General features: G+C 37.6%; 20 protein-coding genes. 16 read left to right on the forward strand and 4 right to left on the reverse strand.

Annotated elements, in window-relative coordinates; all coding sequences use genetic code 11:
* Positions 1-12: 12 nt before the first annotated feature.
* Positions 13-2,340, forward strand: coding sequence for an outer membrane beta-barrel family protein (locus HME9304_RS11095; RefSeq protein ID WP_123877462.1), 2,328 nt, complete (start codon positions 13-15; stop codon positions 2,338-2,340).
* 6 nt (positions 2,341-2,346) lie between these two features.
* Here HME9304_RS11095 and gldA read toward each other — a convergent pair whose 3' ends face one another.
* Positions 2,347-3,240: a gliding motility-associated ABC transporter ATP-binding subunit GldA gene (gldA, locus tag HME9304_RS11100; protein WP_112378663.1), complete on the reverse strand. Its 894-nt coding sequence runs from the start codon at positions 3,238-3,240 to the stop codon at positions 2,347-2,349.
* Positions 3,241-3,707: 467 nt separating this feature from the next.
* Between gldA and HME9304_RS11105 the strand changes: the two genes are divergently transcribed.
* The 5 genes from HME9304_RS11105 (at position 3,708) to HME9304_RS11125 (ending at position 8,633) form a co-directional block, all read left to right on the forward strand.
* Positions 3,708-4,538, forward strand: coding sequence for a prephenate dehydratase (locus tag HME9304_RS11105; RefSeq protein WP_112378664.1), 831 nt, complete (start codon positions 3,708-3,710; stop codon positions 4,536-4,538).
* Positions 4,535-5,680, forward strand: coding sequence for a pyridoxal phosphate-dependent aminotransferase (locus HME9304_RS11110; protein ID WP_112378665.1), 1,146 nt, complete (start codon positions 4,535-4,537; stop codon positions 5,678-5,680). The genes HME9304_RS11105 and HME9304_RS11110 overlap by 4 nt, the downstream gene beginning before the upstream one ends.
* 70 nt (positions 5,681-5,750) lie before the next feature.
* A complete protein-coding gene (locus tag HME9304_RS11115; protein WP_112378666.1) occupies positions 5,751-6,608 on the forward strand; it encodes a prephenate dehydrogenase in 858 nt (285 codons plus the stop codon).
* A 130-nt stretch (positions 6,609-6,738) separates the two neighbouring features.
* Positions 6,739-7,821, forward strand: coding sequence for a bifunctional 3-deoxy-7-phosphoheptulonate synthase/chorismate mutase type II (locus tag HME9304_RS11120; protein WP_112378667.1), 1,083 nt, complete (start codon positions 6,739-6,741; stop codon positions 7,819-7,821).
* Positions 7,822-7,958: 137 nt separating this feature from the next.
* Positions 7,959-8,633 carry a head GIN domain-containing protein gene (locus HME9304_RS11125; protein ID WP_112378668.1) on the forward strand — a complete coding sequence of 225 codons (675 nt, stop codon included), beginning with the start codon at positions 7,959-7,961 and terminating at the stop codon, positions 8,631-8,633.
* A 56-nt stretch (positions 8,634-8,689) separates the two neighbouring features.
* On the opposite strand, the gene HME9304_RS11130 is transcribed toward HME9304_RS11125, so the two are convergent.
* Positions 8,690-9,130: a hypothetical protein gene (locus HME9304_RS11130; protein ID WP_112379800.1), complete on the reverse strand. Its 441-nt coding sequence runs from the start codon at positions 9,128-9,130 to the stop codon at positions 8,690-8,692.
* Between the two features lie 99 nt (positions 9,131-9,229).
* On the opposite strand from HME9304_RS11130, the gene rsgA reads away from it, so the two are divergent.
* The 6 genes from rsgA to rlmN all read left to right on the forward strand — a co-directional run bounded on the left by rsgA (position 9,230) and on the right by rlmN (position 14,490).
* The gene (gene rsgA, locus HME9304_RS11135) at positions 9,230-10,174 is read left to right on the forward strand and encodes a ribosome small subunit-dependent GTPase A (RefSeq protein WP_112378669.1); all 945 of its coding nucleotides are present in this window, start codon (positions 9,230-9,232) and stop codon (positions 10,172-10,174) included.
* A 3-nt stretch (positions 10,175-10,177) separates the two neighbouring features.
* Positions 10,178-10,630 (forward strand): D-aminoacyl-tRNA deacylase, encoded by a 453-nt coding sequence (dtd, locus tag HME9304_RS11140; protein WP_112378670.1) that lies wholly within the window; start codon positions 10,178-10,180, stop codon positions 10,628-10,630.
* Positions 10,630-10,956, forward strand: coding sequence for a nucleotide pyrophosphohydrolase (locus HME9304_RS11145; protein ID WP_112378671.1), 327 nt, complete (start codon positions 10,630-10,632; stop codon positions 10,954-10,956). Before dtd ends, HME9304_RS11145 begins: the two co-directional genes overlap by 1 nt.
* A 48-nt stretch (positions 10,957-11,004) precedes the next feature.
* Positions 11,005-12,234, forward strand: a complete 1,230-nt coding sequence (locus tag HME9304_RS11150) for a 3-phosphoshikimate 1-carboxyvinyltransferase (RefSeq protein ID WP_112378672.1) — start codon at positions 11,005-11,007, stop codon at positions 12,232-12,234.
* Between the two features lie 86 nt (positions 12,235-12,320).
* Entirely contained in the window at positions 12,321-13,370 is a 1,050-nt protein-coding gene (gene queA, locus HME9304_RS11155; RefSeq protein ID WP_112378673.1) for a tRNA preQ1(34) S-adenosylmethionine ribosyltransferase-isomerase QueA, read from the forward strand.
* Between the two features lie 79 nt (positions 13,371-13,449).
* Entirely contained in the window at positions 13,450-14,490 is a 1,041-nt protein-coding gene (gene rlmN, locus HME9304_RS11160) for a dual-specificity RNA methyltransferase RlmN (protein WP_112378674.1), read from the forward strand.
* Between the two features lie 3 nt (positions 14,491-14,493).
* On the opposite strand, the gene HME9304_RS11165 is transcribed toward rlmN, so the two are convergent.
* A complete protein-coding gene (locus tag HME9304_RS11165; protein WP_112378675.1) occupies positions 14,494-15,000 on the reverse strand; it encodes a DOMON domain-containing protein in 507 nt (168 codons plus the stop codon).
* A gap of 97 nt (positions 15,001-15,097) precedes the next feature.
* On the opposite strand from HME9304_RS11165, the gene HME9304_RS11170 reads away from it, so the two are divergent.
* The 4 genes from HME9304_RS11170 (at position 15,098) to HME9304_RS11185 (ending at position 18,681) form a co-directional block, all read left to right on the forward strand.
* Entirely contained in the window at positions 15,098-16,075 is a 978-nt protein-coding gene (locus tag HME9304_RS11170; protein ID WP_112378676.1) for a polyprenyl synthetase family protein, read from the forward strand.
* A gap of 130 nt (positions 16,076-16,205) precedes the next feature.
* Positions 16,206-16,775 carry an RNA polymerase sigma factor gene (locus HME9304_RS11175; RefSeq protein WP_112378677.1) on the forward strand — a complete coding sequence of 190 codons (570 nt, stop codon included), beginning with the start codon at positions 16,206-16,208 and terminating at the stop codon, positions 16,773-16,775.
* A gap of 12 nt (positions 16,776-16,787) precedes the next feature.
* Positions 16,788-17,516: a hypothetical protein gene (locus HME9304_RS11180; protein ID WP_112378678.1), complete on the forward strand. Its 729-nt coding sequence runs from the start codon at positions 16,788-16,790 to the stop codon at positions 17,514-17,516.
* Between the two features lie 94 nt (positions 17,517-17,610).
* Positions 17,611-18,681 carry a hypothetical protein gene (locus HME9304_RS11185; protein WP_112378679.1) on the forward strand — a complete coding sequence of 357 codons (1,071 nt, stop codon included), beginning with the start codon at positions 17,611-17,613 and terminating at the stop codon, positions 18,679-18,681.
* A gap of 76 nt (positions 18,682-18,757) precedes the next feature.
* Here the strand turns inward: HME9304_RS11185 and HME9304_RS11190 are convergent, their stop codons facing one another.
* A complete protein-coding gene (locus HME9304_RS11190) occupies positions 18,758-18,994 on the reverse strand; it encodes a zinc-ribbon domain-containing protein (protein ID WP_112378680.1) in 237 nt (78 codons plus the stop codon).
* Positions 18,995-19,030: the final 36 nt, after the last annotated feature.

The following is a 19,030-nucleotide window of genomic DNA, read 5'->3' on the forward strand; positions in this document are numbered from 1 at the left end:
AATTCAGACATTTTGAGGCATTTGTATTTTCTTATTTTTTGTTTTTCGATTTCCGCTGTTTTTGGTCAAGATCAATTTTCGTTATGGGGTAACGTAGTTGACGAGCATGGAAACAATGTTGCGGTCGGAGATGTGCTCCTCTATGATGAAAGCCAAGAAAACCTGATCAAGTACACACAATTGTACGATGGTGGGTTCACTTTCAATGCCGTTGTCGGAAACAGCTATTATTTAAGAATATCCGTTTTAGGCTTTGAAGATTATGAAACGCCCTTTCTTCTCGATAAAAATATTGAACTGGAAATTACTTTAACGGAAAGTGCCGAACAATTGGGGGAAGTTGAGGTCGTAGCTGCCAAAAATCCAATTACCAATAAGAACGGCAATCTGAAAATCGATGTTCAAAATCCGGTATTCTCATCGATACCCGACCCGTTGGACGTATTGGCCAAATTGCCCAACGTTCAGATTGCGGCAGACAGGGAATCCATTTCAATTATTGGGAAGGGAAATCCATTGATTTATATGGGGGGTCAACGCATTACTTTTGAAGAATTGACCGCGCTTTCGGTGGATGCCATTGAAAGTATTGAGTTGATTGCAAATCCATCGGCAAAATATGAAGCGGAAGGAAGGGCGGTACTGATGGTTACCAGAAAGAGAAATTCAAGTAAAGGTGTAAGAATGAACGTTAGCGAGACGGCTTCGTTTCGACGGAACTTCAACAATTATATAAACTCAAATGGGAGTTATTCCAATGGAAACTGGACGATTCAGGGGAATTTTGCTTACAATGATCTGGGACAATGGGAAAGCCATACGTTTGCATTTGATATACCCGAAGAAAACATTTTTTCCGATTATCTGGTACTGATAGATTTAAACAAGCGTAAGGAAATAAATGGTGGCTTGGGATTTTTCTATCCCTTAAAAAAAGACGACTATTTTTCATTCAATACAACCTTCAGAAGGCAAACGAACGATGCCCCAATAGAAACGGAAACTTTTGTTCGAAGTGAAGCTGGGGAAGACAATATTGTCTCGGATTCTGAAAATGATAACATCAAAGACTATTTCAGCAGTAATTTTAACTACAATAAAAAAGTAGCCAAAAATCTCAATCTTTTTACAGGGCTTCAATACTCTTTTTATAAACAAACTTTGGATACCGAAATCTCAAACAATTTTAACGGTGATGGGTTTAGTTTGGATGAAGATAGGGGACAGGAATATAAAATTAATTCTTTGGCATTTCGGGTAGATTTGGAACATATTATTTCCGATAATTTAAACTGGGAACTTGGTGCGAATTTTAACGAGGCGAGAGCAGGTGCTTTTACCGAAATACAGGAGATATCCAATAACTCCGCAACTATTTTTGATTTTGATTATGAGGAGCGATTGCATTCGGGATATACCACATTGTCAGGAAACATAAAAAAGGGAATAGATTATGAATTGGGATTACGGGTCGAGTACAATAAGGTTAGGAGCGAACTTAAAGATCAAGCTTTACCTCTTGTTGACCGAGAAAACACCAACCTATTTCCAAAAGCAAGTTTGAACCTGCAACTCGATAGTACTAAAACCGTATCGGTAAATTTTGCACGTAGCATTTCACGTCCAAGTTTCAGGGGAATAAGTACCATTAGAACATTCATAAATCCTTTTTTAGAAGCCGTAAACGATGTCAATTTATTGCCAACATTGACCAATGAAGTATCTGCCAATTTTCAGTGGAAAAATAAATCCATCAATGCCTTGTATTACCGAAATACAAATACTACGAATTTTACCATTCAGTATGATGATACGCTTGAAAGGGCTATCTTATCCACGATTAATTTTGAAAGGGAATCTGGGTTTTTGGTACAATTAACATTGCCTTATTCCCATAAAAAATGGACCTCTACGAATACCATCAGTCTTACGTATAACAAGATCGAAGATAGCATAGCTACTATTGGCAGTACAAGTCCGTATCTGTACGCATATTCCAACCAACAGTTCAAAATAAAAAAAGATATTTCAATAGCCTTTGGCGGATGGTTGCTAACAAAAAGGCAAGAAGGTATTTTTCAGCGTAACGGCTTGTTGGTATTGGATGCGACGATTACAAAAACCTTTTTTGAAAAATTACAGTGCGCTATTCGATTGAACGATATTACACAGGCAATGAATTTTGAAGAACGCTATTCCGTAAACGGTGTGGAGGCGGCAGGGGTCTATTTTGTAGATGCGCAGGAGGTCGCGTTTTCGGTAAAATACGATTTTGGAAACACCAAAAAAACCAAATTTAAAAACAAGGACGTAGATGAAAATTTGGGAAGAATAAAATAGCACAGGCTAGCTTGTCAATTCGGTAAAAAGACTTTCTAGATTTTTGTTTTTTCTACTTAACTGCAATGTTTTTAGCTCATTGTCATGGGCAAAATCAAAAACTGCCGGTCGCATATCTTTTATAGTATTGAACGTAACCTCATAAACAAAGCCTCCTACATTCTTAACATGGGTAACATTTGGCAGCTTGTTCAGCAACATTTCTTCGACCCTGTAATCAAACTCGACCTCGATGATCTGTTCCTCGACTTCACGTAGCTCGTCCATTTTTTTGTCAGCGACGATTTCTCCTTTATTGATGATGATAACCCTATCGCAAACCGCTTCGACCTCTTTCATGATGTGGGTGGAAAGTAATATAGTTTTTTCTTTTCCAATTTCCTTGATGAGTTTTCTAATTTCGATCAATTGGTTGGGATCAAGCCCTGTTGTGGGTTCGTCCAAAATAAGTACATCTGGGTCGTGCAATAATGCGGCTGCCAAACCAACACGTTGTCGGTATCCTTTGGATAACTGCCCTATTTTTTTATGTGCTTCAACAGTAAGTCCAGTTTGTTCGATTATAATATCGATCCGTTCTTTGGCAACTTGGTATACATCTGCGTTAAAAGCGAGATATTCCTTCACGTACATATCAAGATAAAGGGGATTGTGTTCTGGTAAGTAGCCAATACTTTTTTGTACGCGCTGTTCAGATGTTAAAACATTGTGTCCATTGACCTCAGCTTCGCCAGAGTTAGCTTTATAATATGTAGTCAAAATGCGCATCATGGTAGATTTTCCAGCACCATTAGGACCCAAAAAGCCAACAATTTCTCCTTTTTGAATAGAAAAGGACACATTGTTCAATGCTTTTTGATTCCCAAAGCTTTTGGAGATGTTACTCACTGTAATGGACATTTGGTGCTGTTTTGATTTTCAAAAATACAGATTTAGATTTCTCAAAGAGTAAGTTAGCTGTAATATGAAAAGAAGAAGAATAATGAGAGTGCCAAGTCGAGGCTTAATAAATTAATATTAAATCTTGAATTCTTAAAAAAGTAGTGCTTATGCGAAACAATATGCAAAACATCTGGAGATATAGCTAAAAATCAAAAAAAAATTAAGTTTAGCTTTTGTTTTTCAATTGAATACCTATCTTAGCCCAAGATTTATTGAAAAATGACAAAAGTATATTTCTGGAACGGTTTTTATTTCTACTTCTTTTTTAAGAGAAGCAAGGGACTGTTCTGAAATATAGTAGCTATATAACAAAGGGTCCCGATGCAAATCGGGATTTTTTTTGTCCTGAACTTTCGTTTTGGACGACCTAGGAATAGTAATCGAGCGAAGTCCAAATATAGTCGAAGGGTCTTAATACAGTAAGAATGTCTTTAAAAGTAGCAATACAGGGAATAAGGGGGTCTAACCACCATCAAGTGGCAAAAGATTTTTTTGGGGATGACATTGATTTGGTGGAATGCCTTTCTTTTGATGCTATTATACAGCAATTATCCAACGGCGCTATCGATAAAGGAATAATGGCCATCGAGAATTCCATTGCCGGGTCTATAATCCCCAATTACAACTTGGTATATCATAACAATGTGCATATTATTGGCGAGCACTATTTAAATATTCACCATAACCTTATGGTGTTAAAGGGGAGTTCATTTGAGGATATTAAGGAAGTACATTCGCATCCCATGGCACTTTTGCAATGTAAGGAGTTTTTTAAAAAATATCCGGACATAAAACTGGTAGAAGATGTGGACACAGCAGAAACAGCTAAACGTATAAAAGAAGGCCAATTAACCAATATTGCTGCAATTGCTCCAAGAGTTGCTGCGGATCTATATGATTTGGATATTATTGCCGATGAGATTCAGACGATAAAAAATAATGCTACACGTTTTATCATTCTAAAAAAACAGAACAAGGTTTTACCAAAAGAAGAAATAAACAAGGCATCGCTACGATTTATAACAGATCATAAACGGGGAAGTTTGGCCACAGTTCTCAACGTTATGAGCGATTGTAACTTAAACCTGACCAAAATCCAATCCCTTCCCGTGATTGAAACGCCTTGGAAATATGCTTTTTTTGTCGATGTCACTTTTGATGAATATGATTTTTTCAAAAAAGCCAAATCCTTACTGGAAATAATGTCGGAGGATTTTAGGGTATTGGGAGAATATAAAAATGCATTGCAACAATGATTACAGCAGATAGGTTACATAGCGTCCAGGAGTACTACTTCTCAAAAAAACTAAGGGAAGTCCGTGGTTTGATCAATCAGGGAAAACCTATTATAAACATGGGTATCGGTAGTCCAGATTTGCCACCTTCAAAAGAAGCGGTAAGTACATTACAGAATGTTTTGGAAGATAACAAGGCACATCAATACCAAAGCTATCAAGGATTACCGGAACTGCGGGAAGCCATGGCCAATTTTTATGCTTCGCGTTTTAAGGTACATGTGGATGCCAACACCGAACTTTTGCCATTGATGGGTTCCAAAGAGGGAATCATGCACATCAGCTTGGCATTTTTGAATGTGGGCGATGCGGTTTTGATACCAAATCCAGGGTATCCAACCTATAGTTCTGTTACAAATTTAATCGGGGCAAAACCGATTATGTACGATTTAACGGCAGAGAACGGATGGTTACCAAATATAAAAGCTTTGGAGAAAACGGACTTGTCCAAGGTGAAGTTAATGTGGATAAGCTATCCCAATATGCCTACAGGAGCCAAAATTGATAGGGCGAAGATGGAAGAATTGGTTGCCTTTGCCGAAGCGAAGGATTTACTCATCGTCAATGACAACCCATACAGTTTTGTACTCAACGATAACCCTACCAGTATTTTACAGATAGAAGGTGCAAAGAAAGTTGCATTAGAACTGAATTCCCTTAGCAAGACCTTCAATATGGCCGGTTGGCGAGTGGGTATGGTGTTGGGAAGTTCGGAGCACATTACGGCAGTTTTAAAGGTTAAAAGTAATATGGATTCCGGTATGTTTTATGGAATTCAAAAAGGAGCGATCACTGCCCTTGAAAGTGGTGGTGATTGGTTTGAAAAATTGGACGAGGTATATAGAAAACGTAGAAAACTAATGTTTCTATTGGTCGATAAACTTGACGCTACCTACGATAAAGATGCTGCGGGCATGTTCATTTGGGCAAAATTGCCCGAGGGGTCAAAATCTTCCGAAGCATTTATAGATGAATTATTATACAGCAAAGATATTTTCATTGCTCCGGGAACTATTTTTGGCAGCAATGGAGAAGGATATATACGATTTTCACTTTGTGTGGAAGAAGAAAAAATAAAGGAAGCAATAGAAAGATTTAAGTAATTAAATGTTAGGCGCTGAGTATATAAATCATGTTTTTAATGTCGCTTTCATTATTTAAAACTGTTGATAAATGAACTTAACGATTATTGGGGTTGGATTGATTGGAGGGTCTTTTGCAAAAGACTTTAAAAAACTATATCCCGATTCAAACATAGCAGGCATTGACAAGAATGAATTGAACGGCAAAAAAGCGTTGGAGCTGGGAATTATCGATGAAATAGGCAACTATAGTACTTTGGCAACTTCAGATATTGTTTTCGTAAGTATTCCAGTAAATTCCTTGACATCAGAGTTGCCAAAAATTCTAGATGCTGTTAGTGAGGATGCAGTGGTGATGGATGCGGGCTCTACGAAAAAGCTGATTTGCAAGACCGTGGATGGGCATCCAAAGCGAAGAAACTTTTTGGCTTGTCACCCTATTGCAGGAACAGAGTTTTCAGGACCTTCTGCTGCAATAAACGGATTGTATGAGGGCAAGACCAACATAATCTGTGAGGTGGAAAAAACCGCTTTCAAGCTTCAAGAAAAAGCACTGGAAATATTTCAAAAGATGAAGATGCGTATCCGCTACATGAATCCTGATGCACATGATAAGCACATTGCTTACGTATCGCACTTATCGCACATCAGTTCATTTATGTTGGGGAAGACCGTAATCGAAAAGGAGAAGAATGAGCGCGATATTTTTGATATGGCAGGCAGTGGTTTCGAAAGTACCGTGCGTTTGGCAAAAAGCTCCCCTGATATGTGGACGCCGATTTTTGAACAGAACAAGGAAAACGTAATCGAAACCTTGGAAGAATACATTCAAAACCTGGAAACGTTCAAAAAACTTCTCATAAATAACGATTTTGAAAATGTTTATGAAGAAATGAACAACACCAATAGAATAAAACAAATACTAAAAGGAATACCGCTTACAAAGTAAAAATAGTTTTTTAACGAACAACGAACAACGAACAACGAACAACGAACAACGAACAACGAACAACGAACAACGAACAACGAACAACACCTGTGCTGAGCGCAGTCGAAGCAAACAACGAATAATATACCAAATGGAGAATTCAAAAGAAATGAGAAAATGGTTGGATGATATGGCCTTGCCACATCCATTGGTCATTGCAGGCCCCTGTAGTGCCGAGACCGAAGACCAAGTCCTGAAAATTGCACATAATCTAAAAGATACCGATGTTAATTATTACCGTGCCGGAATCTGGAAACCCAGAACACGACCAGGTAATTTTGAAGGAGTAGGGGCCATTGGATTAAAGTGGTTACAAAAGGTAAAGGACGAAACAGGTCTAAAAACTGCTACGGAAGTCGCCAATCGCGCACATGTAGATTTGGCGTTGGAACATGATGTGGATTTGTTGTGGATTGGTGCACGTTCTACGGTAAGCCCTTTTATCGTCCAAGAAATTGCAGATGCACTGGAAGGAACCGATAAGATTGTGCTTATCAAGAATCCGGTAAATCCAGATTTATCACTTTGGTTAGGGGCCGTGGAGCGATTGTATTCTGCCGATATTAAGAATTTAGGTGTAATACATAGGGGCTTTTCAACCTATGAAAAAACAAAATACCGTAATATTCCTGAATGGCAATTGGCAATTGAGCTACAGTCCAAATTTCCGGATTTGCCCATAATCAATGACCCAAGCCACATTACGGGGAAACGTGATATGATTTTTGATGTATCACAAACTGCTTTGGATTTAAATTTTGATGGACTGATGATAGAGACGCACTATGACCCGGACAACGCATGGAGCGATGCTGCCCAACAGGTGACCCCTCAAAGGTTGGTCCAGATCATGAACGACCTTCGTATTAGAAAAGAGACCGATGAAGAAGCGGAATACAATAGCAAATTGAATAACTTAAGGGCCCAAATAGATGTTATCGACAATCAGCTGATAGACACCTTGGGAAAACGCATGAAAGTCTCTGATGGTATCGGAAAGCTAAAGAAACAAAGGAATGTGGCCGTCCTGCAATCCAACAGATGGAATGCCATATTGGGCAAAATGATTCTTGAAGGGGAATCCCAAGGGTTGAGCGAGGAATTTGTTTTACGAATGTTCAAGGCGATTCACCAAGAATCGATCAACCATCAAGAAAAGATTATCAATAAGTAGGCAAACACTTATAAAATACATTCAGGGGTCATTTAGAACCAAAGGTTTATATCCATAGGTTTTAAATGACTTTTTATTGGGAAAACTGTAACAATTTTATAAACTGCTCATCTTTGTTAACAGAAAATAATACTATCATGAAAAGAATATTTACGCTTTTTGCCCTTTTTATTTCTGCAAATATGTTTTCCCAACGTATGATCGATACGGAGGTTGGGGATTTTAATGAAATCAAGGTTTTTGATTTGATCGAAGTGAATCTCATTCAATCCGATGAAAATAAAATTGTTATCAAGGGAAGGAATGTAGATGACATTAAATGGATGAACAAAAAAGGCGTGCTAAAACTAAGAATGCAACTGGATAAAAAATTCACTGGAGAGGATACGCTAATAGAAGTACACTATACCGATTTGAATATAATTGATGGTAATGAAGGTGCTAAGATTACATGCAATGAAATGGTGAAAAAGAGCAAAATTGAGTTGCGAGCCCAAGAAGGAGCCAAGATACACATTGGAATGGATGTGGATTATGCGGATATAAGAGCGGTAACCGGTGGTATCGTAGAAGCATCTGGTTTGGCAAAAAACCAAACCGTGGTGCTAAACACTGGCGGTATTTTTGAAGGTCGCGAACTCCGAACCTCAAATACGGATCTAAAGATTTCTGCAGGGGGTGAAGCCGATGTCTTTGCTTCCGAACAGATTGATATCAAAGTAAAGGCCGGTGGGGATGTACATGTATATGGCAATCCAAAAAAAGTGTACAAGAATACTTTTGTTGGCGGAAGGGTCTACATTGAAGATTAGTATTAAAAAAGGGCTACTTAATTTAAGTAGCCCTTTTTTTATTAAAAAAAGATTTTTTACTTTTTAAAGATATATCTGGTGATAAAAATACCTTGACCATCACCTTTACCACCTTCACTTTCAACAGCACTGCTTACAAAGGCTAATTCCCAGCCATTGGCTACCATATCATTGATCATTGAAGTAATCAAAGCGTCATTGGCCGCAATGTTTTGAAAACGAATTCCACCAATATTATAAAAGTTCAATAATTTGGTTTCCTCAAAGTTCTTGACACGGATATCGCTCCTACTTGATTTATTTCGGGTGTTGTCATCCTCAGTTTGTACACTAGTGTACTCTTTATAGTCTTTCTCTTCCAGCGCATTGATTATCCTTGATCTTCCTAGACCATTTGGAACAATGGATTCGACACTGGTCACGACCTTAAACTGTTGTGCGTTCATTTCAAAAGTTGCAGTCAACGCAATAACTGCGATAAATAAAATTTTTTTCATGTTGTATTTGATTAATTGGTAAATGTTAAACTGTATAACTGATATATACGTTTGAATTGAAGGATTATTGTTTCTTTGCATTTAAAATGTTAACAAAAAGTGAAGGGCATTGTTTATAAATCTACTGGAAGTTGGTATACCGTTAAGGCAGAAGATGAAAACTTTTACAAATGTCGCATAAAAGGAAAGTTCCGTATTAAGGGCATAAAAAGTACTAATCCGGTAGCAGTGGGTGACAATGTTGTATTTAAATTGGAGAATATCGGAGATGAAACCGTAGGTGTAATTTCAGAGATAGGAGACCGAAAAAATTATATTATACGCAAATCGGTCAACCTTTCAAAACAAACCCATATAATCGCTGCTAATTTAGACCATGTTTTTTTATTGGTAACCCTAAACAATCCACAAACATTTACCAGTTTTATCGACCGATTTTTAGTAACAGCAGAGGCATATGAAATTCCAGCAGTTATTTTGTTCAACAAGATGGATACCTATAACGATAACGAGATGGCCGAAGTGAATCATTTGGTAGCGTTATACAAGAGTATTGGATACCACTGTGAAGAAATTGCAGCAGAAGTAGGAACAAATGTAGAGTTTGTTAAAGAATTGATGAAAGATAAAACGAGCATGTTTTCCGGGCATTCCGGGGTAGGAAAATCTACACTAATCAATGCGATTGAACCAGGACTTGAACTAAAAACGGCTGAGATATCCGAACAGCACCTGCAGGGGCAGCATACCACCACTTTTGCAGAAATGTACGATCTTTCTTTTGGTGCCAGAATCATAGATACCCCAGGCATCAAGGGTTTTGGCATAGTAGATATGGAACAGGATGAAATTGGGGATTATTTTCCAGAGTTTTTTAAACTGAAACCACAATGCAAGTTCAATAACTGCTTGCATCTGGATGAACCAAAATGTGCCGTAAAGGACGCTTTGGAAAATGATGAAATATCTTGGAGCAGATATAGAAGTTATGTTCAGATGATGACGGGTGAAGATGAAAACTATAGAGTGGATGTTTATAAATAATCAATGAGAGCGGTAGTACAACGAGTAACCAGTGCAAGTGTTACGGTAGATGGCAAAGTGATTTCCAAAATTGAAAATGGATTACTGATTTTACTGGGAATCGAAGATGCAGATTGCAAAGACGACATTGAGTGGTTATCAAAAAAAATAGTGAATCTTCGTATTTTTAACGATGAAGCAGGAGTGATGAATCGCTCTGTTATGGATATAGAAGGGGATGTAATCGTAGTAAGTCAATTTACGCTCTATGCGGCTACAAAAAAAGGGAATCGGCCTTCCTATATCAAAGCTTCGAAACCAGAAATTGCAATACCTATTTATGAGAATTTTATAAAGCGTGTTGAGTTGGAATTGGGAAAAAAAGTGGGTACTGGAATATTTGGTGCAGATATGAAAGTCGAGCTTTTAAATGATGGACCTGTTACCATATTTATTGATACAAAGAACAAGGAATAATGCATATAGAAAACGCACAAAATGCCGTTGATGATTGGATTAAAAACCACGGAATTCGCTATTTTAACGAACTCACTAACATGGCACAGCTTACAGAGGAAGTAGGCGAAGTGGCACGGATCATTGCTAGACGGTATGGCGAACAAAGTGAGAAAGAATCCGATAAATCCAAAGACTTGGGCGAGGAACTGGCCGATGTGCTATTTGTGGTACTCTGTTTGGCAAACCAGACAGGAATAAATCTGCAAGACGCTTTTGATAGAAAATTGGACCTAAAGACAAAACGCGATCACGATAGGCACCAGAATAACGAAAAGCTTAAATGAACTATATTTGAGCTTTTGTTTTTAGATAAGCCATAAAGCCAAGAACGTTTGAAACTTCAACTTTCCTACCCATCCAAAAAAGTAATCAAGGCAGATATACAAATTACGGGCTCTAAAAGTGAGACCAACAGATCTTTGCTGTTACAAGCACTATTTCCAGACATAACTATTAAAAACCCATCCAATTCAGATGATGGTTCTGTTATGGGCAAAGGACTAAAAAAAGTTTCTGGGGAAGTAGACATCCACCATGCAGGAACAGCGATGCGTTTTTTAACCGCATATTTTGCATCACAAGAAGGAAAAGCGATAGTTTTAACAGGCTCCGAGCGAATGCAGGAAAGACCCATCAGCGTTTTGGTGGATGCATTGAACGACTTGGGTGCAGAAATAACGTACGCAAATAAAGAAGGCTATCCACCACTTAGGATCAACGGCAAAAAATTGCTCAACAAAAAAGTAGCCCTACCTGCGAACGTAAGCAGTCAATACATATCGGCACTCTTATTGATTGCACCGAGTTTGGAAAATGGATTGGAACTGGAACTTATAGGAAAAATCACTTCAGTACCCTATATAAAAATGACGTTGGCACTTTTAAACGAGATAGGAGTTATTACTTCGTTTGTGGGAAACCAAATAAAAGTTGATCCAAAGCATGAAGTTGAAAAAACGACACTGGTTGTAGAATCCGATTGGAGTTCGGCCAGTTATTTTTATAGCATAGCTGCATTAAGCGAAGTGGGTACTGAAATCAAGTTAACCTCATACAAAAAGGATTCGTTGCAAGGCGATAGTGTTTTAGCGGAGGTCTACAGAGATTTTGGTGTTGAAACTTCATTCATGGAAAATCAAATTACAATTTCCAAAACAGCCTACTGTCAGCATTCTAAAGTTGATTATGACCTTTCCAACGCACCTGATATTGCACAAACTATTTCAGTTACCTGTTTTGGCTTGGGCATTGCCTGTTATTTAACAGGTTTGCATACCCTGCCCATAAAGGAAACCGATCGTTTGGCTGCATTAAAAACAGAGCTTTCAAAATTTGGTGCAAAGGTGGAGACGGATGCGGAAAGCCTTTCACTCTTTTCTTCAAAAAATATTGCTTCAGGGGTTACCGTAGATACGTATCACGACCATAGAATGGCTATGGCATTTGCGCCTTTGGCACTAAAACAATCAATGGTTATCAACGATGCTATGGTAGTTTCAAAATCCTATCCCGACTTCTGGAAAGATCTAAAAAAACTTGGTCTTGAAATAGAAGAAATCTAATTCATATTTAATCAACAAATTACTTGACATCCCCTATGTTGAGATTGTATATTTGCCCTCTCTAAAAAAATCCAAAAAAGCACTACATGAAATTATCAAACTTCAACTTTGAGTTACCAAAAGAATTATTGGCAGAATATCCTGCAGAAAACAGGGATGAATCCAAATTAATGGTGATTCACAGGGAAACTGGAAAAATTGAACATAAGATGTTCAAGGATCTTATTGATTATTTTGATGAAGGTGATGTGATGGCACTGAACAATACCAAGGTATTTCCAGCCAGACTGTACGGGAATAAAGAAAAAACAGGCGCGCGCATCGAGGTTTTTTTATTGCGCGAGCTCAATCAAGAACAACGACTTTGGGATGTTTTGGTGGACCCTGCCAGAAAAATACGGATAGGGAACAAGCTTTATTTTGGTGACGACGAGAGTTTGGTAGCTGAGGTCATTGATAATACCACCTCTAGGGGAAGAACGCTTCGTTTTCTTTATGATGGTTCATATACCGATTTTAGGAGAAAACTTCGTGAATTGGGAGAAACGCCCCTACCTAAATATATTAAACGTGACGTAGAACCTGAAGATGAAAAAAGATACCAGACAATCTATGCAAAGCATGAGGGAGCAGTTGCAGCACCCACTGCAGGACTACATTTTTCAAAACACTTATTGAAAAGGTTGGAAATCAAAGGCGTGGATTTTGCCGAAGTTACGCTTCACGTTGGACTGGGAACTTTTAACCCTGTTGAAGTAGAAGACCTATCAAAGCACAAAATGGACAGCGAGGAGTTGGTTATTGACGAGAAAGCTACTGAAATCATTAATAATGCAAAAAAAAATAAACAACGTGTATGTGCAGTTGGCACAACGGTGATGAGAGGTTTGGAAAGTGCAGTTTCTTCAGACCACACATTAAATACATTTGAAGGATGGACCAATAAATTCATTTTTCCACCTTATGAATTTAGTATTGCTAATTGTATGATTACCAATTTCCATTTGCCAAAATCTACATTGTTGATGATGGTTTCAGCATTTGTAGGTCATGACCTTATGAAAAAAGCATACAAGCAGGCCATATTGGAGGGCTATCGTTTCTATTCTTATGGAGATGCGATGTTAGTACTCTGATTTTGTTCAAACTTATTATAAATCCTGCCTGTACAAGACAATTGGACAAGTGGGATTTTTTCTTGACTATCTTTAGCTCGTGGAAATAAAAAAGAAAGACATAAGGGCACTTACAAAAGAGCAGTTACGTGATTTTTTTGTAAGTCAGGGCGATAAGGCTTTCAGAGGCAATCAAGTTTATGAATGGCTTTGGCAGAAATCGGCACATTCTTTTGATTCCATGACCAATCTTTCCAAAGAAACACGTAGTATGTTAGAGGAAAACTTTGTAATCAACCATATCAAGGTGGACCAAATGCAGCGCAGTATTGATGGAACGATCAAGAATGCAGTAAGACTCCACGATGATTTGGTGGTGGAATCCGTTTTGATCCCTACCGCTACACGAACCACAGCATGTGTGTCAAGTCAAGTTGGTTGTAGCTTGGATTGTAGATTTTGTGCCACATCACGGTTAAAACGAATGAGGAACTTGAATCCTGATGAAATTTACGACCAAGTAGTTGCCATTGATAACGAAAGTCGATTATATTTTGATAGACCATTGAGCAATATCGTTTTCATGGGTATGGGAGAACCGTTGATGAACTACAACAATGTTCTAAAGGCCATTGAAAAAATTGTTTCTCCTGAAGGATTGGGAATGTCACCGAAGCGAATCGTGGTCTCTACGTCTGGTGTTCCTAAAATGATCAAGAAGATGGCAGACGAAAGAGTAAAGTTTGGTTTGGCGGTCTCTTTACATTCCGCTATAGATGATGTACGCACTTCTATAATGCCCTTTAATGCTACATTCCCATTAAAAGATTTGCGGGAAGCACTACAATATTGGTACAGTAAAACAAAAAACAGAATTACTTATGAGTATGTGGTCTGGAAAGGTATCAATGATACTCAAGATGCTGCGGATGCGCTGGTGAAGTTTTGTAAATTCGCGCCCAGTAAGGTCAATTTAATAGAATACAACCCCATTGATGATGGTGAATTTCAACAAGCCTCCAATATGGCAGTTGATATGTATAAAAACACTTTGGAAAAAAACGGCATTACTGTAACGGTGAGAAGATCACGAGGTAAGGACATTGATGCCGCCTGCGGCCAATTGGCAAATAAATCGTGATCGTTATAGAGTAATTTCAACGTGTTTTCTCATTCTTGAGTGGTGATCAAACTCATCTTCCATACTATATGCACCAATAAGCCATATTTTATTTCCCTTTTTTAGATTTTTATGATAATTATCAAATGCCGCAATCGGCAATGAAAATGTAACAGTCGTTGTTCCTTCACTTTCAAAACCCGAATTCTTGATGATTTGTGATTTTGAACCTAAAGAGACCACTGGTTTTGGATTTCCTGCACTTACAACATAGAAATCCCCAGTATTTACTTTAGACCCATTAACACTGCTCATGATCAAATTACTGCCAACAATATTATTCTCGGTATTAAAACCTAGTGCCACCCAACCATCATCTGGTGCAGTTGCTGTAAAAGTTATACAGTCATTTTCAAATTTCCATGAAATATCCATTTTTTCTATCTGTACTTGTTGTCCAAGTTCTTGTGAAAATGAGTAGGAACAACAGAGCAAAATGACTGCCAAGGATATTAAAAACATAAGTTTCATATACAGCGTATTTTACTTATACTAAACTATGATACCGATAATAATTTTGCTCATAACAACTCGTTAAAAGAATCGGATAAGTATCTTTGGAAATAGCATGAAAGTAGTATCACAAATTAAAGAGCCCATTGAATATGAAATGGAACTTTTTGAAGAAAAGTTTCTAAAGTCCATGTCTTCCAAAGTGGCACTTTTCAATAGGATTACGTACTACATAGTAAATAGAAAAGGAAAGCAAATGCGGCCAATGTTCGTTTTCCTTACCGCAAAATTAATCAATGGTGGCAAAGTGAACGATAGAACTTATTGTGGGGCTTCTATAATTGAGCTTATACATACAGCAAGTTTGGTACATGATGACGTAGTGGACGATAGCCATAAAAGAAGAGGTTTTTTTTCCATAAATGCCCTTTGGAAGAACAAGATTGCCGTTTTGGTAGGGGATTTTCTTTTTTCAAAAGGTGTTTTGGTGGCATTGGAAAATAAGGATTATGACCTTCTGCATATTATCTCCAATGCGGTCAGGGATATGAGCGAGGGTGAATTGCTTCAGATTGAAAAGGCACGTCTACTAGATATTACCGAAGATATCTATTACGAAATTATTCGTCAAAAAACCGCAACCTTGGTAGCAGCATGTTGCAGTATGGGTGCATGTTCTGTCAAGCCTGATTCTGAAGACGTGGAAACTTTTAGAAAATTCGGGGAATTATGTGGTATGGCATTTCAAATAAAGGATGATCTTTTTGACTATGGTGCCGAAAAAATTGGCAAACCGACTGGAATAGACATTAAGGAACAGAAAATGACCCTCCCGCTTATTTATACCTTGAACCAAAGTGATAAAGAAAAAAAGCGTTGGCTCATAAATTCTATCAAAAAACACAACAAGGATAAAAAAAGGGTAAAAGAGGTTATCGCTTACGTAAAAGAAAAAGGCGGTTTGGGCTATGCGGTAACAAAAATGCTTTCCTTTAAAGATGAAGCGCTGACATTACTGGAGAACTATCCAGACTCCGAATATAAAAGCGCTCTTACACTCATGGTGAACTACGTGGTCGAACGTAAAAAATAAATTCAGTTTATCCCTTATTCACATGCTGTCTTTTTGGTATATATTTAAATACTGAAAAAAATAGATCCCCAGACAACCTTTTTGAAATTTGCCACGTCTATATAAATAGAAAACAAACCGGGAACCACTTTTGAAAATTATCTCTTTGCATACAAATGAAAAGCTTTTAATCAAAAAAGCTATTGCTGGAAATCAGCAGGGACAAAAAGAACTGTACGAAAAGTACGCACCTAAAATGCTGGGGGTTTGCAGGCAATATGTCAAGGATATTCAATTTGCAGAAGATATAATGGTCAATGGGTTTGTAAAGGTTTTTAAAAATTTGAAGTCATTCCAATATAAGGGAAGTTTTGAAGGCTGGATAAGAAAAATTATGGTGCGGGAGAGTATATCTTACTTGCGTAAAAAACAATTTGTCGTTTACGATGATGAAGTTTATGAAACACGATTAAGAGAGATTGAAGACGTAACCTCTATTCTGGATATGGAGTATGCGCAAAAGTTGATAGACGGACTGCCCGAGGGTTATAAAATGGTTTTTCTATTGAACGCCATAGAAGGCTATAAGCACCAAGAGATTGCCAATATGTTGGGAATTTCGGAAGGCACTTCTAAGTCCCAGCTGTTTAAGGCAAGAAAGATGCTTCAAGAAAATCTAAAATTAAAGGGTATGTCGCCTAGAATTAAATCCAATGAGTAAAGAAATATAGTTATGGACAAGTTGGAAAAACATATAAAGGAAAAATTAGAAAAACGGGAAATAAAACCCTCCCGCATTGCATGGGAGAAAATTTCCGCTAAAATAGCCCTTGAGGAAAAACCCAAACGAAAACTATGGTATCCTTACGCGATTGCCGCAGGCTTTGTGAGCATTATCATGGTATCAACATTTCTCTTCAAACCAGAAAAAATCAATAAAAATACACTCAAAGTAGTAAAAGACCCCAGTTCAACAGAAATAATTGCCCCACTAGATAGAGTACGTAACAATTTTAAAAAATCAGAAACAACGGAAATCGGCATTGTAGAAATCAAGACAAAAGATACCGATTTACAAGAACCTAAAAATTCAAAAATGCTTGTGGAATCTACGCAAATAGAAGTAGTTGAGACATTTTTAGAAAAACCATTACTGGATACTTTCTCAAGGGAACCAGATAATTTGATAGCCCAGAAAGTGAATGAAGTTTTTGCTCAGGTGGAGCTTTTGGAAAAAGCGAACTCAGAAATTACCGATGCAGAAGTTGATTCTCTTTTAAAAGCGGCTCAAGACCAAATTTTAACTGAAAAATTGTTTGCCCAAAAGGGAACAGTGGATGCGATGGCCTTGTTGGCGGAAGTAGAAGATGAATTGGATGGCACGTTTAGAAATCAAATTTTTGATGCGCTAAAGGAAGGTTATCTTAAGCTGCGCACTGCGGTCGCTGACAGAAATAATTAAGTTATTCATCAATCAAGAGACCTTTTTTAGTTTTCCTCTTCCACTATTTCATGGGAGAGGAAGTTAAAAGGGTCAAAATAATCAAAGAACAATCATGAGAACTATTACATATTATCTGGCAACACTCCTTTTACTTTTCCTATCAAACCATGTTTTTGGACAGGAAGTCTATGAACAAAGAATTGAAGCACTAAAGGCACAAAAAGAAAAAATAACCAAGCAGGAAAAAGAAGCGCTCAAGTTTGAAGTAAAAGAAATCAACAAGCATATGGAACAAGGGGACTTGACTTTTGAAGAGGCTCAATTATTAAAGTCTGAGGTAGCAAAAAAAAGGGCCCGAAACATAGAGGATAGGTTGGCCATTGTAGAAAATCAGATTTCTTTATTGAAGCGGAATCAAGGAAAAATGTTGGTACTAACAGATAGTGATACTAAAACCGATGATAAAGTTAGATTTGGTATTGATATAGATGGTAAGCCTGCATTTTCCTTTCGTTCCAGAAAATGGAAAAAAGAAATTAAATATGACCGAAGGACATACTCGGATTTTGTTCTTGCCATTGGTCTCAATAATGCAATAATTGAAGGACAATCTTTAAGTGATTCTCCATATAAAATTGGCGGTAGTCGTTTTTTTGAAATGGGATGGCAATGGAGAACCCGGGTTTTTGCCAGAACAAATTGGCTCCGCTTCCATTATGGCTTCTCCTTTCAGTTTAATGGTCTGAAGCCAGATGACAATCAAGTTTTTGTCCAAAACGGGAATCAGACCTCTTTGGAAGAGTTTGAGTTTGAATTGGATAAGTCCAAACTGAGAATGGACAATTTGGTGTTTCCCATTTATTTTGAATTTGGTCCTTCACGTCTTCGCGAAACAGAAAAAACTATTCGATATTCCATTCAAAACCAATTTAGAATGGGAATTGGAGGGTATGGCGGATTCAATCTTGGCACAAGGCAAAAGTTAAAATATTCCAGGGATGGAGAACAAGTTAAGGATAAGTTTAAACGAGACTATAATACCAGTGATTTAATTTATGGACTAAGTGCATATGTAGGCTTTGATGGTGTACTCCTGTATGCAAAATATGATTTAAATCCAATTTTTAGGAATGCAGTAATAGAACAAAACAATATTTCCTTGGGCCTCCGGTTTGATCTGTGATTATAATGCCGGTTTTAGCACAGTCGATAATTTTTCAATTATTCGGCTGTGCTCACCATTTCCAAAATTTCAAATTTTATAGCGCACTCCTTATTTCATCAGTGAACTCTTCTTTATAATAAACCCTTTTGCAATGCGAACATTCCAGATATTGGGACGTTCCGATTTTAAAAAGGGGAATCCAAAATAAATGAATATAACTGGCTTGCGAAGTTGCCGTTAAAGTATTGACTTGTGAACAATGTGGGCAAGGAATGTTGGCAAGTGATTTGGTTTCTTTTTTTCCCAATTTTGTTCCGAAAAAGAGAATCATGGTTGGATCTTGTACTGTGATTTATGTCATAAAATT

The sequence above is a fragment of the Flagellimonas maritima genome (assembly GCF_003269425.1).
Lineage (GTDB): Bacteria > Bacteroidota > Bacteroidia > Flavobacteriales > Flavobacteriaceae > Flagellimonas > Flagellimonas maritima.